A 20,240-nucleotide genomic window follows, 5' to 3' on the forward strand; every position below is an offset into this window, starting at 1 on the left:
TCAGCTCGCGTTGGCGACCGCGGGCATCCGGTTGCTGCGCTTACGCAGCGATCGCACATATTCTGCGCGCTCGGTCTCCGTCATTCCACCCCAGATGCCGTACGGCTCGTGGACGGAGAGTGCGTGTTCGCGGCACTGCTGGAGCACGGGGCACGTCGCGCAGACCTTCTTGGCGTTGCGTTCACGGTTCTCGCGAGCGTGTCCACGCTCGCCGTCCGGGTGGAAGTACACCGCGGAATCGTGCCCACGGCACGCTCCCTGCAGCTGCCAGTCCCACACTTCGGCGGTCGGGTACGGCATCGGAAGGTGCTTGTGCATGATGGCGACCTCAATTCCTTACTCGGGTGAAACGGATTCGGGGGACTCTGGGCTGACGCCGGGTCGGGCTTATCGACGCCTGGCCGATTGGCCGAGTCGATGTGCACAGACCGTTGCGAGTTCGCCGGTGACCGGCGGAGTCAGCGCTACGACGCCGTCGTCGAGAATTGCCTGCAGCCTGCGGAAATACTCGTCCGGGGCGAGGCCGAAGGTTACAAAGATCTCTTCGTCAGGTCCACCGTCGAACTGCTGCCACTTACGTGCGAACTCGACGATCTCTTGTGTATCGGTGCGGCTCATCAGGTTCTCCCCTGTTTGTGCGCCCTGCTTCACAGAAACTGCGACTCGTCTCCTCGGACGCCCGTGGCAGTGAGTCAAGACACAGACTATGCCTACTTCTGCTTTTTCACAAGACCTACTTACGTCTTTTTGTGGACAAAGTATGCGAACTTTCGCACGCTGAAGTTACCGACGAGGAATGCTTGAATAGGACAATGACCCGACCGTCCACGACTCCGGCTACCGCGGGAGAGGTATTCACGCTGATACGCAGCGGTTCCGCGACCACGCGCAGCGAGATCGGGAAGCTCACCGGCCTGTCCAGGACGGCGGTATCGGCCAGGGTTGCAGCACTTCAATCGCTTGGTTTGATCGCCGATGACGACGAGGGCCCGTCGACGGGCGGCCGGCCGCCGTCCACTCTCACCTTCGCGAACTCGTCCGGCGTGGTTCTCGTCGTGGCAATCGGTCGATCGCGGGCACAACTTGCCGTCACCGACCTGGCGGGCACGATCCTCGCCGCAGAAGACATCGACAAGTCGGTCGGGGTCGGCCCCGACGAACTGATGCCCGAAATTGCCGAGCATCTTTCGTCACTACTGGCCCAGGTCCAACGCGCGTCTACCGAGGTCATCGGAATCGGACTGAGCATTCCCGGAACGGTCGACGTCGCCGCGGGAGCGAGCCTCGACTCTCCGATGATGGCGGGATGGGACGGCGTCGCTCTTGCCCCCTATCTGGCATCGGTGACCACGGCGCCACTGTTTGCCGACAACGATGCCAACGTGATGGCCCTGGCCGAATTGAGCGAACGACGCGAGAGCGCGCCCAACCTCCTGATGATCAAGGCGTCAACCGGCCTCGGCGCAGGAATCGTCATGGGCGGAATCCTCCAACGCGGTTCACTCGGAGCGTCCGGCGAGATCGGGCATACCAAAACCGCTGCAGCGCGGGGCATGAAGTGTCGCTGCGGCGATGTCGGCTGCGTCGAAACCGTCGCCAGCGGTTGGGCTCTCGTGCACGCCCTCCGAGATCAGGGCCGAAGCGTCGGGCACGTGCGTGACGTCGTCCGCCTCGCCCTGGACGGCGACAGCGAAGCCCGCCGGCTCATCAGAAGCAGCGGCCGACTGATCGGCGACGTCATTTCCGGCGCGGTAAACCTCCTCAATCCCGAGGTCCTGATCATCGGCGGCGACATGGCCGAGGCAGACGAGCTCTTCCTCGCCGGACTCCGGGAGTCCGTCTACGGCAACGCAACGGCGCTTGCCACCCGAAAACTTCAGATCGCTTCGGTCAGCCACGGCGCACAATCCGGGATCCTCGGTTGTGCGGTTCTCGTCCTCGACCATCTGCTCAGCGCCAGGGAAATCGATCTGCGGATCGCCGCGTCGCTCCACACCTGAGCAACTGAGTTCTCGCATGCTCTGCGCCAAATAATCAGACCTTTCCGGCACCCCTTGTGTTGACGCTCACACTTCTGCATAATTCATTACCTACCGATCATTCGGTTGCCAATATCGACAATGAGATCGCGCAGGAACGCTCCGAGTCAGCCAAAAGCATGCACCGAGCACACCGGCAACGTCGCAGATCGAACAGCGTTTCTCCCCTGTTCCGACTTCGCAGTTCACCGCGCCGGTGAACCACGTGACTGGCAGAAAGTAGCTCGATGACCACAACCAGAACTGGCACCAAGCCCGCCGCGAAGCAGTACGACCGCGCCGCGATGGCGTCGATGGTCGGCACCACCGTCGAGTGGTACGACTTCTTCATCTACGCCCAAGCCGCAGCCCTGATCTTTGCCGACCTGTTCTTCAAGCCGATGGGCTCGGCAGGCCAGATCGTCTCCTACGTCACGGTCGGCATCAGCTTTGTCTTCCGTCCTCTCGGCGCCATCGTGGCCGGATATCTCGGCGACAGACTCGGCCGTAAACGTGTCCTGGTCGCGACGTTGGCGATGATGGGGGCCGCGACGGTTCTCATCGGCGTGCTGCCGACGTATGCCTCGATCGGCATCTGGGCGCCGATCCTGCTGATCCTTCTCCGAATCGTGCAGGGATTCTCGACGGGCGGCGAATGGGGTGGGGCTGCTCTTCTTGCCGTCGAACACGCACCCACCAAGCGTCGAGGATTCTTCGGAGCGTTCGTCCAGATGGGCGTACCGCTCGGAATGTTGCTCGCCACCGGCGTTTTGGCACTGTGCACGTTCACCCTCACGGACGAACAGTTCACCACCTGGGGATGGCGAGTGCCGTTCCTGCTCAGCGTCGTGCTGATCGGCGTCGGCTTCTACATTCGAAGCAAGGTTAGCGAGTCACCCGTGTTCGCCGAACTCAAGGAACGCCGCACCGAGAGCAACACGCCTATCCGAACTCTGTTCAAGAAACACCCGAAGCAGGTCGTACTCGCGGCCCTCTCCTTCATCGGCACAAACGGCAACGGCTACATGGTGATCGGCGGATTCATCGTCGCGTACGCAACCAAGACCTACGGCCTGGGTAAGACCGAACTACTGATTGCCACGCTCGCAAGTGCAGTCACGTGGGGCGTTTTCACCATGATCGGCGCTTACTGGTCGGATCGGCGCGGCCGCACCACGGTGATGAACGTCGGCAACCTCGCAATGATCCTCTTCGCGGTGCCGTTCTTCCTCCTCATCGACACCGGCAATCTCGGCTGGATCTACGTGGCAATGATCCTGTTCTCGGTCGGACTCGGACTGTCGTACGGACCTCAACCGGCATTGTTCGCCGAACTGTTCCCAGCTTCGATCCGCTACAGCGGCGCGTCGATCTCCTACGCCGTCGGCACCATTTTCGGCGGCGCCTTTGCTCCCACCGTCGCCCAATGGCTCCTCGGCAAGACCGGTGGCACTCTTGCCATCTCGATCTATCTCGCCCTGTTGGCCGCAGTGTCGTTCGTCGCCACGATGCTCATCAAGGACCGATCTGGACGAGATCTGATGGTGTAATCGGCCTGAATGAGAACGCCCCACGGCGACGCGATGCCGGAGTTTGTCAGCCGAACTTTCGAATGGCGAACTCCGGCAACGTCTTCGCAGTATTCGCGGAGCGTACGATCTTGTGGTTCTTGCCTCTCATCAGCGCCAGTTGGATCCGCGATTCGATCCAGAACGCACCGCGTGGCGATCGGTTCCAGGTCTTGTGCAGCAACGTCTTCGTCGCTGCGACGGCGTCCGGCGAGCGAGTCATGATCTGCAACAACAGTTCCTGTGCCGGTTTGATCGGATTGTCACTTACTCCGCTCACGAACCCCCACTCGAGAGCCTGATTTCCATCGAACAGTTCAGCAGTCATGGCGAGGCGTTTCACGACGTCCATCGCCGCGAGTTCGCGCATCGTGACCGTTCCGGTCATGTCGGGGATCAATCCCCACTTCGCCTCCATCACCGAGAACGTGCAATCAGGGGTGGTGAATCGAAAGTCTGCGGCGAGCGCCAATTGCAGTCCCCCGCCGAAGCAGTGGCCGTGAACGACCGCGATGACCGGCACGGGCAATTCGCGCCACACCCAGCACGCACGTTGAAAGAGGTTGGTCTTCTGACCGGGAAATTTCGCAAAGGCCTTGGCCATCCGGCTCGGCTGCTTGCCGGCAGAAGCGAAGTCCAATCCGGCCGAGAATGCGTCGCCCGCGCCTTGCAGAACCACGCCCCGGATCGAACGATCAGTTCTGATCGTTCGGGCCGCGTCCACCAGCGCGTCGAGCATGTCCAGATCGAGACCGTTGAGTTTCTCCGGCCGGTTCAGCGTCACGTACGCCACCGACTGCACTACCTCGACACGAACACGATCACTCACGGCAACTCCTTCGATTCGACATATCCCCGACGAACTTACCTGAGAGTAAGTTCGTCGGGGATTCGTCATACCATCTCGGCAAGAAGTTCCATCGTCACTTGCCCGGCCGGATCCGAATCAGTGGATGAAGGCACGGCCACGACGGTGTCCACGCCCACCGCTCGATACGCCTCGAGTTGCTCGCGCGCATCGGCCGCGGTTCCCACGATTCCCACCGTCGCGACCATCGCGTCCGAGACCTGACTCAAGATCTCTCGAGGCGCGGTCCCGGCCCTGGCTTCCTCGATCACGGATGCAAACCCTGCTCGCACGAACATGTCCGAGTACCCGGGGGCAGCGAGATACGGCACAAGCCCACGTCTGAGCTGATCGATCGACATCTGAGTTGGGCCTTCGGTTGCCACGGCCGCCGGCGCCCAAACCGACACCTGGGGCATTGGCGTTTCCATTTCAGCCGCGATTTCCTTGCACCGTGCGATCAGGCGCCCCGCTTGCTCCGGGCTGACCAGATTGAGCACCAGTTCGTCGCCCAACTCCACCGCGGCGCGAAGGGCCTTGTCTCCGAAAGCTGCAACGATCAGCCGCCCACCCGGCGGCTGAAGTCGCAGCCGATATCCGCTGGTCCGCATCACCGTTCCGGCGACTTCGCCCCGCTCGCCGTTCATGAGCGCTCGCACACCGCGGGCGGACTCCGCGAGTGCACGTGCTGCCCCGGATCTGCTTCGCCCATGCCATTTTTCGACCACGACAGCGCTGGACGTGCCCAACGCTATCGACACGTGACGCCCGGTCAGGTCGGCTACCGACGCCGCCCCGATCGCGATCATCGCCGGATCACGAACCGTCACCGCAAGCGGGCCGACCACCAACTCGGAGTGCTCGAAGCCGGCGCCGACTGACGTCGCCAGAGCAAAGGCGTCGTACGTCGCCATCTCCCCCACCCACACTCGGCCGAACCCCAGTTTGTCGGCGAGGCGTGCAGTAGTGGTCACCTCCCGCGGCGGACGGTCCTGCCACAAACCCAAGGAGATGTCGATCGTCGGCAGTCGGCTCCTCGAAATCCCGCTTTTCGAAATCCCGCTATTCGAAATCGGAGACAAGACCCATTCCCTTCAAGAGTGTCGGACGGTCGTAGTATTCGAGCCACTCTGTGACCAGGCCGTCTGCCATGCTGAGGATTCCGACAACAGGAACGACGCCGTGGGTCCCGTCGAAGTGGAAATCGTCCACTCGCTGTACAAAAACCCTGCCGTCGATCACGCCGAGCGACTCGATCTTCAGGGTGATCCGTTCACACTTGCTTGCCAGCAATGCAATTCGGCCCGCTACAGCCTCCTTGCCGACAAGAGGTTCCTGCATCACGCTGTGGAGCACACCGCCTTCGGCGAACAGATCGACGACGCGTGCCCAGTCCATGACGTCCCACGCCTGGAACATCTCACGCGCCAACGCAAGCTTGTCACTGTCGTTCATCACACTCATGCCACACTCTTCTGTCGAAGCTCACGCTTGAGGATCTTTCCGGTCGAATTGCGCGGCAGTTCTTTCCGAATCTCCAGCCGCTCGGGAAGTTTGTACGACGCGATGCGCTTGTCTTTCAGGAACGCAACCAGAGCATCGAGTTCGAGTTCCGTCTCGGGTCGAAGTGTCACCACTGCTGCGACGCGCTCACCGAGCACTTCGTCGGGGTCGCCGATGACGGCCACGTCCGCGACGGCCGGATGCTCGGCGATCAACCCCTCCAATTCGGCCGGAGCGATGTTCATTCCACCGCGGATCACCAGGTCCTTGCCGCGATCCAGGTACCGGAGGAATTGTCCGTGATCACCGGCAATCTCGAAGATGTCTCCGGTGCACAGGAATCCGCGCTCGTCGAACGGTGACGGCCGATCGCCGAGATAGCCGGCAAAGACCGTCGGTCCGCTGATTCGCAACTCACCCGGGTGCCCGACTTCCGTGATGTCCTCGCCAGTGACCACGTCGACCAAGCGAACGTCCATCCAGTCCGAGATCCTGGTGCTCCAGCGAAAGTTCTCGACACCGAAACGAGGGAAGTACCGTGCGCGGTCGTCCGGATCCGGCATGTCCGCAGGCGAGGAGAGCAGACTGATGCCTTCGTTGGATCCGAAGAAGTTGATGACTCCGATTCCATATCGCTCCTGCCATCCCCGCACCATCGGAGGTTGCAGTGGCACAGAACCCGAACCGATCCGCGTCAAGCTCGACAGATCGACCGCCGCGAGCATCGACTCGTCGGCAAGCAGCATCCACAACAGAGCAGGCGGCGCTACCGTGTATGTCACCCGCTCGGCCTCGATCTGTCCGAGGAACACTCGAAGGTCGAACGGGTGGTGCTGTACCAGTACACATCCCGTGCGGAGCCAGGGCAGGAACATTCCGTTGATTCCGGCCATGTTGACCATCGGGAACGGGTTAAGCAGGACGTCGTCGACGACGATGTCGGGAGCATCGATCGTGGCCCAGCAGATGGCCAGCCACTCGTAGTGCGAACGTGGGACCCCCTTCGGCTCGCTTTCGGTTCCGGAGGTCCAACAGATCGTCATCGCGTCGTTGGGGTCGTTCGGATCTTCGGTGTTTCGTCTGGCCAGAGCACTTCGCTGCGATTCGGTGGCTGCGCGAGGACTCAGCCCCACGACGCCGGTGGGAAGCTCAGCCGGAAGCTCTGATTCGGGAGCGTAGACGAATACCGATCTCAGAGAGGCAATCCGGGATCTGATTGCAGCGATCTCCGTAGCCGGGAATCTGTCGCCGAAGCTGGGCACGGTGACAAATGCTGCAAACGCCGCCTGGTTGGACATTCCTTCCACTTCACGTTCGCGGTACTGCATGGGCAAGGGTGAGACCACGATCCCCAGCGACCACGCTGCAAGGTAGACCTCGACCAGTTCGACGGTGTTAGGCATCTGAACGCCCAGAACGTCTCCCCGGCCCAAGCCTGCCTCGGTGAAGCGCGCAGCGAGCGAGATGACTTCGCTCTCCAGTTGGTTCCAACTGAGGCGTCGTGGATCTCCGCCGGACAACTCGCTGCGGTTCGCCGGATCAACTACGGCAAGCTCGTCCCCTCGGGCCCGCACCTGCGCCCGGAACACGTGATCGATCGTCTCGTCGGACCACCACCCTTTCGAGGTGTATTCGTCCACCTTGACGCGAGGATGCAATCCCCTGTGTGTCTTGTTCATTCGCGCACTCGATTCAGTTCTCGTAACGGCCGGAAATGTCGATCACGTCGCCCTGCTTCTCGAACGCCTGAGTAGCGGCATTCCACTCGAACGGCTGAAAGGCCAGGATTCCCAACGCATGGTCCGCGGTCATCGTGAACTTGATTCCGTCGATGAACATCGGCGGGTGGTAGTCCTGCGTTCGCGCGGCACTCATGATGGTGGCACGCGAGAGTCCGTCGGATGACTGAGAGGCCCGAGTGAAGTTGTCCACCAACAGGTCACCGATGGCCCAGCCGTTCACGGTGTAGCTGTTGGTCGGGGAATCTGCACCGTGAGCCGCTGCACCGGCGAGATAGTCGCGCACCGCCGCGTCGTCCTTGTAGAGAGCGTTGTTGGGATCCTTGAGCCACACCATCACCTGCTGCCCGTCGGCAGCATCACCGGCGGGTGCATACAGGGTCGCACCGTCGACGCAGTTCGACGGCTGAATCACGGTGTCGGGCTTCCATCCGACACGTCCGATCGCCTGAGTGATCGCGAGGCAGTCGGTAGTGACACCGGCGACCACCAAAACCTCGGCGCCGCTGGCCTTGAGAGTCGAAGCCGCCGTCTTGGGGTCGGTCAGCGCCTCCTCCGCCGCGATCTCGAAGTTGGTTCCTTCGATCGCGGACTTGAAGCCGTTGGCGATTCCCTGTCCGGACTCGGTCTGGTTCGTGGCCAGTGCGACCTTGGCGCCGTTCGGATACTTCTTCTTCAAGCTCTCGACCACTACCTCCATCTCGACGCCCGGATCCGGTAGATACTCCGTGGTCCACGGGAAGTCTTCGATGACCCGAAACTCGGGCATGCCTGCCTGCGCGAAGAGCAACGGCACGCAGGCAGTGGTCTGATCGTCCGCGATGGCGTTCAACTGCCCGGCCCCGAAGGTTCCCAGAACGTCGACCTTGTCCTTCTGAATGAACTCTCCGACGTTGGCTTTGGCGCGCTCCGGGGAGAATGCATCGTCCTTGACCACGACGTCGAGCTTGACGCCGCCGACGCCGCCGGCCGCGTTCTCCACCTCGAACCGTGCTCGCATTCCTTCGATCACGTTGCCGACGGCATCGGCGAGAGGGCCGGACGTCGGCCCACTCCATCCCACCGTGAGATTGTCGGTGATCGGCGCTGCGGCACCGCTGGGATCACTGCAGTCGTCGACCGATACTGCGCCGGCCGATGTCGACGTGTTGCTCTCTGCGTCGGAGCTACCTCCGCAGGCCGAAAGGAGTAGTGCCGCAGCGGCGATGACTGCGGGAATCGTGGTCTGCCTTTTCATATCGTCCAGTTCCTTGCTGTGAGTTGAGGGAAACGAGAGTGGGCGAGGGAGACGGCGCTCAGGTGCGAGGTTCACCCTCGCGATACTTGGGATGATCTGCGGGAACCACGAGGACGAACCGTCGGAGCACGCTGTTGATCCGTCCGACGATTCCGTCCGGCATCAAGAACACGATCGCGATCAGCACCGCGCCGAACACCACTCCCGACACGGGGCCGTCGGTGACGCTTCCGGTGTAGTACGGCAAGAACACCACTGCCGTTGCCCCAACGATCGGGCCGAATTGGGTTGCGATTCCGCCCAACACCAGTCCGGTGATGAACTCGATCGACTTCATCAGCGAGAAGGATTCGGGTGAGAGCGCGCCGATGTACATCGTGAACAGTGAACCTGCCAGGCCCGTGATCGCGCCGGAAAGCCCGAAAGCGAGAATCTTGACCCGCGCGACGTTGATGCCGTTTGCGCTCGCCGCGATCTCGTTGTCACGCACCGCGACCATAGCCAGACCGAATCGACTCTTGACGAGATTGCGAATCAGGAGCATGACGATCGCCAGAGTCACCACCGACACCCAAAAGATCCAGAGGTAGGTGTCGGCTCGGGTCAACCCCGTCCATTTCGGCGGAACGAGCAGATTTGCGCGAACCACCATTCCGGCGGCACCACCGGTCAGATCCCCGGTCTTGCGGATCACCTCGGGAAATGCAACAGCGACGGCGAGTGTCACGAGAGCCAGATACAGCCCCTTGATCCGCAACGAAGGAAGACCGACGAGAAGCCCTAGTACAAAACACAATACGACCGCCATCGGGATCGTGGTCAACGGCGAGTATCCGCGATCGACGATCAGAACGCCGGTCGTGTACGCGCCCAGGCCGAAGAAGGCAGAATGGCCGATCGACAGAAGTCCGGTGTATCCGCTGACGATATTGAGTCCCGCAATGGCAATCGCGATGATGAAGACGCTCGTGAACTGCCCCACGCGAAACGGCGCGCTCTGTGACGCGAGAAGCAACGCACACACGGCAGCCACCAGCAGAACCAACTGGAGTATCCGGTACGACGTCGATCCGGCGACCACTACCCGCGGTCGCCTGACTGCCTTTTCGGCGACGGTGGGTTCATTTCTCTCGGCAAGCGTCGTCATACCCGCTCCAGTTTCTTGGTACCGAACAGTCCATTGGGTCTGACGAAGAGGATCACCACGATGATCAACAGGGCGGATGTCTGCTGCAGCGAGCCGCCGATGACCGAAATGTAGCCGCTGAGCATCGATTCCAGGACACCGATCGTCAACCCGCCGACCACGGCGCCGACGAGACTGTCCAGGCCGCCGAACAGCGCTGCGGCGGATGCTGCGATGAAGATCGGGAACATGGTCGTGAGACCGAGTTGTTGCGGCGAGAGCGGAGTGACCAGGACACCGGCCAGGGCACCGATGGCAGCTGCTACTCCCCAACCGATTGCGAGTATCCGGCTGGTCGGAACTCCGGCGAGAGTGGCAGATTCGGCATTGTCCGCGACGGCACGCATGTGCAGACCGACTCTCGTCTTGCGAAAGAGCAAGGACATCAACACAAGTAGGACAACGAGCGCCACCAGTACGCCCAGTGCGTCGCCGTAAACACGCGCACCCCCCACCGAGATGTAGTCGGTCGGACCGTTGGGGAACGGGCTCGGCATTATCTTGGTATCGCTCCCCCAGAGCATTCCGGCCAACGAGTTGAGCCCGGTGAACAATCCCAGTGCCACGATCAGCACTGCCATGTCGCTTCGACGCTGAACCGGACGGATGAGCAGACGCTCCATCAATGCTCCGAGCAGGAACCCCAAAGCCAGGGCCGCTCCGATCGCCGACCAGATCGGCCAGGACATCGTCGTTAGCCACCAGGCGACAAAGGTTGTGAACAGGGCCAACTCGCCCTGAGCGAAGTTGATCGTGCCGGTGGCGCGAAACACCACCACTAGTGCCAGCGCGAGAATTGCGTAGATCGATCCGTTGGTCAATCCGGAGATGAGTCGTTCGAGAAAGAGTGTCACCGTTTACTCCTGGTACCCGAGGTAAGCGCTGCGCACGACGTCGTCGGAACGAAATTCCTCGGGCGTTCCGGCAGCGACGATGGTGCCTACGTCGAGCAGGAAGACCTTCGACGCGAGTTTCATCGCGAGATCGGCGTTCTGTTCCACGATCAGCAGTGCAGTTCCGTCGCTGCGGTTGATCGCACCGAGCGTGTCGAACAATTCGGCAATGACGATGGGCGCCAGACCCAGGCTCGGTTCGTCGCACAAAAGAAGGGTGGGACGGCTCATCAATGCCCGTGCGACCGCGAGCATCTGCTGTTCACCGCCTGACAGCGAACCGGCCAACTGTGTGGACCTCCTCGCGAGCACGGGGAATGTCTCACACCACCGCTCGATGTCGGCTTCGATCTCCGCCTTGTCCTTACGAAGGGCAGCGCCGACGAGCAGGTTGTCACGCACCGACAGTTGACCGAGAGTTCCGCGGCCCTGTGGGACAAGGCTGACGCCGGCGGCCACGGCGCGTTCAGGTTTGGATCCCAACGGCGAACCGTTGAAGGTGATCGTTCCCTGATGCGGGATCAATCCGGCAAGCGCGCGCATCATGGTGGTCTTGCCTGCACCGTTCGCGCCGAGAACGACAGCGACCCCGCCGGGTTCCACGTCGAGCGAAATCCCGTGCAGTACATTGCCTCGCCCGTAACCGGCATGCAGATCGTCGACGCTCAGCAGGGTCATGCCGCACGCCCCAGATATGCGTTGATTACGGCGTCGTCCTGCTGGATCTCCGCCGGGGTTCCCTGGGCAATTTTGTGGCCGAAGTTCAGGGCGACAACGTGATCGGAGATCCCGAGCACCAATCCCATGTGGTGTTCGACCAGAAGCGCGCCGAAGCCGAAGTCGTCGCGGAGCGAGACGATCAGTTCTCCCAGTTCTTTGACTTCACTGTGCGTGAGCCCGCCGGCAGGTTCGTCCAGCAGAAGCAGCGAGGGCTCGGACATCAATGCCCGTGCCAGTTCGACACGCTTGAGAGTTCCGAACGGTAGACCGGACGCGGGTGCATTCGCGACGTCGACGAGTTCGAGACGTTCGAGCAGGTACCAGGCCTTCTCTCGAAGTTCTCGGACTCGGGCACGCGCCGGAGGCAGGCCGAGAAGCCCACTCGCGAGCCCGAAGCGACCTCGCGACGATCCACCGACCATGGTGTTGTCGAAGACACTCATGCCGCCGAACAGCGCGAGATTCTGAAAAGTTCGAGCGATTCCTGCAGATGCCAACGCATAGGGACGCAATCCCAACAGGTCGGTTCCTTGCCAGGTGATGACACCGCGACTCGGTTCGTAAATCCTTGTGATGCAGTTGAACAGCGTGGTCTTACCAGCGCCGTTCGGCCCGATGAGTCCGCAGATCTGTCCCGCGCGGACGTCGAAGCCGACGGCGTCGAGAGCCGTGACTCCGCCGAATTCGATCGACACATCGGAAAGCGTGAGTACGACCGGTGCATTCCCAGGTTGTGCGGGTGGTGTGTTTCCAAGCATTGGTTTCACCTCCTCGTGACACTTCAATTAACAGTGTGATAGAGATTACTACAGTAAACAGAGGCACTCCGTCAACGTGCGGCCCCCGATCCGGAGCCGAGAAGGGACATCATCGTGAGGTCCAACAACATTCACGCAGTCGACAGCGGCGGGGGCCCAGACGTCAGGGACTACAGCCCGGTCGACGCTCTCGTCGCCAAGCAGGAAATCTACGAGGTTCTGGCTCGTTTCCTCCGAGCCGCAGACCGCGGCGACGTCGAGGACGCCAGGCGGTGTTATCTGCCCGGCGCAACCGAAGACCACGGGGGTGTCTTCACCGGCACCGCCGACGACTACATCGACCACATCGCCGGGGCCATCACCCACCCACGATCGCTGACCACCCACGCAATGACCAACGTCTTGGTCGAACTCGACGGGGATACAGCACACGTCGAGTCCTACGTGCTTGCCTTCGCACGAATCAAGACCTCGGACGGAATAGCCGACACACTCACCGCGGCGCGCCTGATCGACCGCTTCGGTTTCGAGGACGGCAAGTGGGGAATCCGCCACCGCGCACTGCGGTGGGACTGGAACCACGACATGGCCACAGCCGAAGGCTGGATCTTCGGGATGCTCGCGCCTGAAACGTCATTGAAGAAGAGCAAGAAATTCCCCGACGACCTCATCTACACCCGACAGACACAGGAGAACTCATGACAACCTTTCGCGGAACTCCGGTCGAGGGTGCGACCGTCCTCGTCACCGGCGCCAATCGAGGCCTCGGGTTGGCCTTCGTCCAACAGGCGAAGTTGATGGGCGCAGCCAAAATCTATGCGGGGGTGAGAAATCCCGACGAGGTGCCGGCCGAACTCCGAGCCACCGGTGCGCACATCGTCGAACTCGACGTCACCGATCCAGGACTCGTCGACACTGCCGCCGGGGCGTGCGGTGACACCACGGTCGTCGTCAACAACGCCGGGCTGTTCACCGGGAATCGGCTGATCGAGGCCGACGACCGAGAGGCCGCTCGAGCCGAGATGGAGGTCAACTACTTCGGACCGCTGACGATGATCCGAGCCTTCGCGCCGGTCCTCGCCGCCCGCGGCGGAGGATCGATAGTCAACGTCTTGTCAGTCGCCGCAATCGCACCCACCGCCTTCATGGGCGGCTATTCACCGGCCAAGGCGGCTGCACTGTCGCTCGGCGGCATCGCCCGTGCCGAACTCGAACCGCACGGCATCACCGTCACCTCGTTGATCGTCGGCAGTGTCGACACCCGCATGGCTTCACACGTGCAGGGCCACAAGGAAAATCCCCTCGACATCGCCGCGACCGGACTCGCCGCCATGCAACGCGGCGAGTGGACGTGCGACACCGATTTCATGGCAATCGACGCCCGTGCGCGTCTGGCTCGAGACCCGATTCGGTACGAACGCGGACTGGGCAAGCTCCTCTTCGCCGGCGAACTGACCACTCGATCATGAGCGATCCGATTCGTGTTGCGCAGTGGGCGACCGGCGCCATCGGCAAGACCGCGCTCCGCGGAATCATCGATCGTCCCGACCTCGAGTTGGTTGGCCTGTACGTCTACAGCGACGCCAAGGCCGGGCGCGATGCCGGCGACATAGCCAGACGCGCACCGACGGGCGTGATCGCCACACGAGACGTGGACGAGATCATCCGCTCGCGCCCCCAGGTTCTCATCCACAGTCCGCGTTTGCAGATTCCGTACGAACGCCACGACGACGATTTGTGCCGTCTGCTGCGCGCCGGGATCAACGTGATCACGACGGCCGGGCAGCACTTCCCCCGCGCACACGGCACCGAGCGCGAGCACATGTTCGCCCAAGCATGTAAGGAAGGCGATTCGACGCTCTTCGGCGTCGGAGTGAGCCCGGGCGTCATCGGTGAGCGATTGGCGTTGGCTCTGACGGGAACATCGATCGAACTGGACCGCATCACGATCGACGAGGTGCTCGACGCTCGCGGCATGCCTGACCCCGACTTCGCATTCACCGTCATGGGAATGGGCTCGCCCCCGGAGGAACTGGACGGAACCGGGCCGTTGCCCTCGCTGTACGCGTCGCTGTATCTGGAGACCATCGCGTTCATGTGCGAACGTCTGGGGATCACCTACGACGAGGTCGTATCCGATCACAGGGTCGTTGCGGCGCGAACGGATCTCGACGTGGCCGCCGGACGCATCGCCGCCGGAACCGTCGGAACCACCGAATGGCGCTGGCACGCAATGGTCGACGGAAAGCAGTTCCTCACTCTGGCCATCATCTGGACCATGGAACCCGATCGTGAGGAATACGCGGGGCGCGATCAGTGGGAAGTCCACCTGTACGGCAAACCCGAGATCGTGATGACCGTCAATCTCGTCGAACCACAAGATCCGAACAGCCGGACAACCGCCGGTCAGTTCATCACTGCGGGCCCGGCACTGCGCGCCGTCGAGCATGTACTCGCTGCTCCCACAGGCATTTTCGAACCCCCTGTCTTTGCCCCCTTCAGATTGGAGCATTCAGCATGACCACTCAGCCGACGGCCGTAGGTTCGACTGCCACCCGTGAACCCGCCACCCGCGAACCTTCTGTGAACGCGCTCCTACCCGATGGTCGCCCCGTGCAGAATCTCGAAGACTTGCTGCGCAGCCGGGCGATTGCCAGTCCGGAGAGCACCGCCGTCATCTCCGATGACGGCCGTACCAGTTTCCGCGAGCTGGACATCGAAGCAAATCGTGTCGCGAATGCACTTCTGCGCGATGGTGTTCGAACAGGTGACCGGGTGGCGTACATCGGCGCCAATGCACCGTCTTTCCTCTCCGTCCTGTACGGATCTTCGAAGATGGGCTCGATTCTGACGGCCGTCAACAATCGGCTGGCACCGGGCGAGGTCGACTACATCCTGAGCAACAGCGAGCCGACCGTCGTCGTACTCGGAGCAGGCGATGAGGGCCTCTCCGACGTCGCGGCGGCGGTCGGTAGCGTCCGGACCGTCGTCACGGTGGACGGTTCCGCAAACTCGGTCTCGTGGAGCGACTGGCTCTCCGATGCCGGGGACGACGACCCAGGAGTGTCACGCCTTCCCGACGATACCGCGCTGATCTTCTACTCGTCGGGAACCACCGGTCACCCCAAAGGAATCGAACTCACCGGCGCGAACCTCGGCCGCGCCCTCGCGACCATGTATCACCTGCTCGATCTCGACACCGATTCCGTGGCCATGTGCCCGGTCCCGTTCTTTCATGTGGCCGGGCTGGGTCTCGCCCTCGTCACGACGCTCGGCGGTGGCGCTTTACTTCTCAAGACCATCGCCGGTCCGCTGGAGCTGGTGGCGCTGATGCAGGAGTACCGGGTGACTCATGCGGTCGCTGTTCCCGCGGTGATCAGCGTCCTCACCTCCCTTCCTGCTGTACGCGAGGCGGATTGGAGTGCCCTGCAGTTCCTGGTCTACGGAGCGGCGCCCATGCCGCTACCCCTGCTACAGGACGCCACCAAGGTTTTCGGATGCAGTTTCCTGCAGGCCTACGGACTCACCGAGTCGACTGGCGGCGTCACCATGCTGACCCCCGAAGATCATCGGGCGACCGACGAGTCGACCGCGCATCGGTTGAAGTCCGTCGGGCAACCGATGTTCGGCGTACCCATCCGCATCGTCGATCCCGTGACGCTCGAAGACGTCCCGGTCGGTACCCGCGGCGAGGTGGTCATCGGCGGCGCTCACGTCATGAGGCGCTACTGGCGCAACGAGGCAGCCACTGCGGCCACCATGTTGGACGGCGACTGGCTCCGAACAGGAGACGGCGGATCGTTCGACGAGGACGGGTATCTCTACCTCCACGACCGCCTCAAGGACATGATCGTCTCCGGCGGTGAGAACGTCTATCCCGCCGAGGTGGAGAGCGTTCTCTTCGGCCACCCCGACATCCGGGAGGTCGCGGTAGTCGGCGTTCACTCCGATCGGTGGGGTGAGACTCCCATTGCGGTGGTCGTTCGTTCGGGCGATTCGGCTGTCACCGAAGCGGAGATCATCGAGTGGTCACGCGAGCGACTGGCGCACTTCAAGTGCCCCAGTGCAGTTCAGTTCATCGAGGAACTGCCACGCAACGCGAGTGGGAAGCTTCTCAAGACTCGTCTGCGACAGGACTTCGCTTGAGTCCATGACAAGAATTCGGGGCCGGTCGCGTTGAGCGATCGGCCCCGATTTCTGTCGTTCGATGTGAAGCTCGCTCAGCCTGGGTGAATCCGGAATTCGACGCCGCCGACGATCAGGCCGGGCTCGACGGTGTTCGCTCCGATCGACGCCGCCAGATCGACCGCACTGAGCATCGACCGCTCGCCCGGAACGAACGACACGGCGCGCGACCCCAGCGCAATCGAGAGTGATCGCGCCGAATCCAGTTTCTTGCCGAACACTTCGGCCCACAGCGCCGCCGTCTTGGCCGGATCGGGAGAGGACACGTCGACGCCGAGAATGTCGTCGACCCGTGGATCGAGTGAAACCTCCTTCTCCGTCTGGTCCCAGAACCACTCGTCGGCGTCGGGAATCTCGTCTAGTTCTACGAGCAGTCCGAGATCACCGGGATGAAGTTGGACGATCCGGTGACCGTAGGCCTCGAGATCTGCCACCGTCCGAACATCGGCCGCAGCTGCACGTTCCAGATAGGGCTCGATGTTCGAAACCTGGATCGAGAGTGCATAGCCGCCCTCCCCTCCGCCCTTGCGGATCCATCTCGCCAGCGAGACCGTCTCGTCGAGCGGTGCGACGATCTCGAGAAATGCCTGCGGCCCGACGGCCAAGGTCTCGTCGGCCAAACCGATGTCTTCGAGCAGTGGATCGGCGAATCCTGGTGCCAGATTCAACGCTTCACGTAATTGTTGACCGGTCTTGTCCAGGTCTCGTGCACCGATCACCACCTGCCGCAGGATCTCCCACGTGCCCGCGTCGTGCGTGCCCGTCACAGTCCGACCGCTTCGGCTGCGGTGTCGGCACTCTGCCAGCGTCGGAGCTCGGCACCCGGCGCCCACGTCGAGTGGGTGCCACTCGAAATCCGTTCGGGAAGGCGAAGTTTGCACAATGGTCCGTCTCCGACGCGGGCAGCGTCGAAGATCAGGCAGAAGGACGCGTCCTCGTTCATGTCGGTGGTCAACGTGATGAGATAGCCGTCGTCTTCGGCGGTACCACCCACGCGTGGTGCCATCGAGGTCTCGCTTCCATACACGCCGTCACCGAAGGAGAATCGTTCCTCGTTCCCCGTCAGCAGGTCGTGTTTGACCAAGCCGTCGAACAGGAACCACGACGGCTTACCAGAAGCCGCATAGGCGTATCGGTACTTCTCACCCGCGAAATTGCCGTTCATCATGCCGAATTCGGTGATCGAGTCACTGAGTTGCTCTTCACGCGTGGCTCCGGTGACCAGGTTCAAACGCCAGCGGTGAAGCCGGGTCTGCATGCGATCGAGAGCGAGGAAACGGAAGGCGCGCTCCCACTGATTGCCCATACCGTTGTCCGACGGCTCCGGATCACCTTGGTAGAAACCGTCCAGAACAATCTCGTCCCCCTCTTCGTAGGCGTTCACGAAGTGCAGGACGTAGGTCGGATCGGCCTCGAACCACTTGATGTCAGCGGTGTTTCCGCGGCGTGGGATGACTCCGAGACGGAGCGGGATATCGGGATGGAAATTCGCGACGTGCGCGCCCTTCTCCAGTAGAACCGGATCCCAGAACAAGGGGCAGTCGTTGAGGATCGCGTAGTTCTCCGTGAAGGCCATGTCGTGTGGTAACCGCGGACCGGGAAGCGGGACGTCGACGTAGTGGACCAACTCGTTGGCCGAGTCCACGACGCCGTAGTGCATGTACGGCGCTTCCTTGCTGTAGTTGAAGAACAGCATTTCTCCGGTCTTGTCGTCCACCTTCGGATGCGCGGACACACCCCATTCGAAGGGGAACTTGCCGTTCCAGCTTTCCTTTCCGAGTGTCTCCGCCGACATCGGATCGAGACGATACAGATCTCCGCACTGGTAGAAGCTGGTGAGAGCAGTCCCCCGGTGAACGACGACGTCGGTGCTGGACGCGTCCTTCATCCGGGTGCGCGCACCCTTGCCGCCCTCGGGGCGACTGAGTTTGGGAGACTCGGCGAGTCCGGCCCACAAGGCGCCGCCGGCATCCTGCTCGGCCGCCAACCCGTCAGTTCGTACGAATCGATTGCGGTAGAACGACTCTCCGTCACGAAAGCCCACGATGTGAATCATTCCGTCGCCGTCGAAGGGATGATAAGCCTTCATCGAGGGATGGAGCGGATTTTCGGTGTTGCGCAGGTAGACACCGTCGAGGTCTTTCGGAACCTCACCGAATACGACTTCGAGGTTGTCCGCTTTGAACTCGGTGGTCTGGGGTTGCCACGGGCCGGTGCGATACGGGTGATCGTCATCGGCGGGAAGGGTGGACAACAACTTGCCTACGATTTCGACGTCCATGGAATTCTCTTTTCGACTGATGGGGAAAGGCTGGGCTGCACTTTCAGGAAACTGCGTCGACGACAAAACTGACGGTGGTGGCCGTACTTCCACCGAAGTTGAGCGTCGCAAAGCGGCTCGCACCCTCGACTTGGAAACCGCCGGCCGTTCCCGTCACCTGATGGGCCGCGTCGAGAAGCATTCGAACACCACTGGCACCCACCGGATGACCACCGCCGATCAGACCGCCGCTGGGGTTGATCGGTAGCTTGCCGCCCATGGCGATGTCACCACTCTCGATGGCTTTCCACGACTCGCCGGGCGCGGTCAGACCGATGTGGTCGATCGCGAGATACTCACTCGCCGTGAAACAATCATGTGTTTCGATCCCGTCTATCCCGGCCAGGTCGACTCCGGCCCGGGAGAAGGCACCCATCACCGCATCCCGAACGTGTGGCATCACGTAGGGATTATCGGCGTCACGGGCCAGCTTCTGCTCGAGACCTAAACCAACAGTCCGGTGACCCCAGCCCGCGATCTGGGCCAGCGGAGTCGCCGCGGCATCAGGATGCTCACGGAGGTACTTGTCCGTCACCAGCACAACCCCGGCGCCACCGTCGGTCACCTGGCTGCAATCGAATCGTCGAACACCGCCTTCCACAACAGGATTGGTGGCGTCGTCGCCGCCTGCATTCCCGAGCAGATCGGGTACCGCCCAACCGCGTGTCTGTGCATTGGGGTTGTTCTTCGCGTTCGCGAAATTGATCTGCGAGATCGCGCGAAGGTGAGATTCGTCGATCCCGTAGCGCCGCCCGTACTCCTTCGACACACGATCGAACATGTACGGCCACATGAATTTTGCTTCCTGACCTTCGTGTCCGACCCAGGCTGCAGCGCCCAGATGTCCGGCCGCGTCATCACCCGGAACCGTCTTCTCCAGTTCGATACCCATCACCAGAGCCGCGTCGTAGTTGCCGGCGCGCAGGTCTGCCATCGCGGCGAGTACGGCGATACTGCCCGATGCGCACGCCGCCTCGTGCCGGGACGAGGGCACACCCCATAGATCTGGATGCACGGTGGCGGGCATCGCACCCAGCTGACCTTGGCCGGCAAACAATTGACCGAAGGCATTACCGACGTGGATCACCTCGATGTCGGCGGCAGGAACCTTCGCCGCGGCCAGGGTGTGGTTCACCACCTCTTCGGCAAGGTTCGCGAAATCGAGTTCCTCACGGGTGAAGTTCCGTGCGAAGTCGGATTGGTACCCGCCGAGAATCCAAATGTTCGAAACAGTCATGACCTCTCCCCTTGCCGATCCGGCATCGG

General features: G+C 62.1%; 20 protein-coding genes. 6 read left to right on the top strand and 14 right to left on the bottom strand.

Annotated features, from left to right (window positions below):
* Together GJB56_RS14865 and GJB56_RS14870 are read right to left on the bottom strand one after the other, a co-directional pair.
* Window positions 1-318, bottom strand: coding sequence for a WhiB family transcriptional regulator (locus GJB56_RS14865; protein WP_003946343.1), 318 nt, complete (start codon window positions 316-318; stop codon window positions 1-3).
* A gap of 69 nt (window positions 319-387) precedes the next feature.
* The gene (locus GJB56_RS14870) at window positions 388-618 is read right to left on the bottom strand and encodes a DUF3263 domain-containing protein (RefSeq protein WP_020970382.1); all 231 of its coding nucleotides are present in this window, start codon (window positions 616-618) and stop codon (window positions 388-390) included.
* Between the two features lie 194 nt (window positions 619-812).
* On the opposite strand from GJB56_RS14870, the gene GJB56_RS14875 reads away from it, so the two are divergent.
* Window positions 813-2,000 (top strand): ROK family transcriptional regulator, encoded by a 1,188-nt coding sequence (locus GJB56_RS14875; RefSeq protein WP_021332277.1) that lies wholly within the window; start codon window positions 813-815, stop codon window positions 1,998-2,000.
* A gap of 266 nt (window positions 2,001-2,266) precedes the next feature.
* The gene (locus GJB56_RS14880) at window positions 2,267-3,568 is read left to right on the top strand and encodes an MFS transporter (RefSeq protein WP_113683244.1); all 1,302 of its coding nucleotides are present in this window, start codon (window positions 2,267-2,269) and stop codon (window positions 3,566-3,568) included.
* A 46-nt stretch (window positions 3,569-3,614) separates the two neighbouring features.
* Here the strand turns inward: GJB56_RS14880 and GJB56_RS14885 are convergent, their stop codons facing one another.
* The 9 genes from GJB56_RS14885 to GJB56_RS14925 form a co-directional block, all read right to left on the bottom strand.
* The gene (locus GJB56_RS14885) at window positions 3,615-4,415 is read right to left on the bottom strand and encodes a crotonase/enoyl-CoA hydratase family protein (RefSeq protein WP_070795862.1); all 801 of its coding nucleotides are present in this window, start codon (window positions 4,413-4,415) and stop codon (window positions 3,615-3,617) included.
* Window positions 4,416-4,480: 65 nt separating this feature from the next.
* Complete coding sequence (locus GJB56_RS14890) at window positions 4,481-5,407, bottom strand: LLM class F420-dependent oxidoreductase (RefSeq protein WP_230090977.1); 927 nt, start codon at window positions 5,405-5,407, stop codon at window positions 4,481-4,483.
* Window positions 5,408-5,495: 88 nt separating this feature from the next.
* The gene (locus GJB56_RS14895) at window positions 5,496-5,897 is read right to left on the bottom strand and encodes a nuclear transport factor 2 family protein (protein WP_021332273.1); all 402 of its coding nucleotides are present in this window, start codon (window positions 5,895-5,897) and stop codon (window positions 5,496-5,498) included.
* Complete coding sequence (locus GJB56_RS14900) at window positions 5,894-7,615, bottom strand: class I adenylate-forming enzyme family protein (protein WP_113683246.1); 1,722 nt, start codon at window positions 7,613-7,615, stop codon at window positions 5,894-5,896. The genes GJB56_RS14895 and GJB56_RS14900 overlap by 4 nt, the downstream gene beginning before the upstream one ends.
* A 13-nt stretch (window positions 7,616-7,628) precedes the next feature.
* Window positions 7,629-8,912: an ABC transporter substrate-binding protein gene (locus GJB56_RS14905; protein ID WP_113683247.1), complete on the bottom strand. Its 1,284-nt coding sequence runs from the start codon at window positions 8,910-8,912 to the stop codon at window positions 7,629-7,631.
* Between the two features lie 58 nt (window positions 8,913-8,970).
* Entirely contained in the window at window positions 8,971-10,059 is a 1,089-nt protein-coding gene (locus tag GJB56_RS14910; RefSeq protein ID WP_019744802.1) for a branched-chain amino acid ABC transporter permease, read from the bottom strand.
* Window positions 10,056-10,952, bottom strand: a complete 897-nt coding sequence (locus GJB56_RS14915) for a branched-chain amino acid ABC transporter permease (RefSeq protein WP_019744803.1) — start codon at window positions 10,950-10,952, stop codon at window positions 10,056-10,058. Before GJB56_RS14915 ends, GJB56_RS14910 begins: the two co-directional genes overlap by 4 nt.
* 3 nt (window positions 10,953-10,955) lie before the next feature.
* A complete protein-coding gene (locus tag GJB56_RS14920; protein WP_020970388.1) occupies window positions 10,956-11,669 on the bottom strand; it encodes an ABC transporter ATP-binding protein in 714 nt (237 codons plus the stop codon).
* Window positions 11,666-12,469: an ABC transporter ATP-binding protein gene (locus tag GJB56_RS14925; RefSeq protein ID WP_020970389.1), complete on the bottom strand. Its 804-nt coding sequence runs from the start codon at window positions 12,467-12,469 to the stop codon at window positions 11,666-11,668. The genes GJB56_RS14920 and GJB56_RS14925 overlap by 4 nt, the downstream gene beginning before the upstream one ends.
* Before the next feature lie 114 nt (window positions 12,470-12,583).
* On the opposite strand from GJB56_RS14925, the gene GJB56_RS14930 reads away from it, so the two are divergent.
* The 4 genes from GJB56_RS14930 to GJB56_RS14945 are packed head-to-tail and all read left to right on the top strand — an operon-like array spanning window position 12,584 to window position 16,615.
* Complete coding sequence (locus GJB56_RS14930; protein WP_113683248.1) at window positions 12,584-13,171, top strand: nuclear transport factor 2 family protein; 588 nt, start codon at window positions 12,584-12,586, stop codon at window positions 13,169-13,171.
* On the top strand, window positions 13,168-13,938 hold the full coding sequence (locus GJB56_RS14935) for an SDR family oxidoreductase (RefSeq protein WP_020970390.1): 771 nt from the start codon (window positions 13,168-13,170) through the stop codon (window positions 13,936-13,938). Before GJB56_RS14930 ends, GJB56_RS14935 begins: the two co-directional genes overlap by 4 nt.
* Complete coding sequence (locus GJB56_RS14940) at window positions 13,935-14,990, top strand: NAD(P)H-dependent amine dehydrogenase family protein (protein WP_019744808.1); 1,056 nt, start codon at window positions 13,935-13,937, stop codon at window positions 14,988-14,990. The genes GJB56_RS14935 and GJB56_RS14940 overlap by 4 nt, the downstream gene beginning before the upstream one ends.
* Entirely contained in the window at window positions 14,987-16,615 is a 1,629-nt protein-coding gene (locus tag GJB56_RS14945) for a long-chain-fatty-acid--CoA ligase (protein WP_113683249.1), read from the top strand. The genes GJB56_RS14940 and GJB56_RS14945 overlap by 4 nt, the downstream gene beginning before the upstream one ends.
* 74 nt (window positions 16,616-16,689) lie before the next feature.
* Here GJB56_RS14945 and GJB56_RS14950 read toward each other — a convergent pair whose 3' ends face one another.
* From GJB56_RS14950 to GJB56_RS14960, 3 genes are read right to left on the bottom strand one after another with little or no spacing between them, the layout of a single operon-like run.
* The gene (locus tag GJB56_RS14950) at window positions 16,690-17,421 is read right to left on the bottom strand and encodes a hypothetical protein (protein WP_047890091.1); all 732 of its coding nucleotides are present in this window, start codon (window positions 17,419-17,421) and stop codon (window positions 16,690-16,692) included.
* A complete protein-coding gene (locus GJB56_RS14955; protein ID WP_019744811.1) occupies window positions 17,418-18,935 on the bottom strand; it encodes a carotenoid oxygenase family protein in 1,518 nt (505 codons plus the stop codon). Before GJB56_RS14955 ends, GJB56_RS14950 begins: the two co-directional genes overlap by 4 nt.
* 43 nt (window positions 18,936-18,978) lie before the next feature.
* Window positions 18,979-20,211: an acetyl-CoA acetyltransferase gene (locus GJB56_RS14960; RefSeq protein ID WP_021332263.1), complete on the bottom strand. Its 1,233-nt coding sequence runs from the start codon at window positions 20,209-20,211 to the stop codon at window positions 18,979-18,981.
* Between the last annotated feature and the right edge of the window lie 29 nt (window positions 20,212-20,240).

It is taken from the genome of Rhodococcus sp. AQ5-07, from assembly GCF_009707305.1.
GTDB lineage: Bacteria > Actinomycetota > Actinomycetes > Mycobacteriales > Mycobacteriaceae > Rhodococcus_F > Rhodococcus_F erythropolis.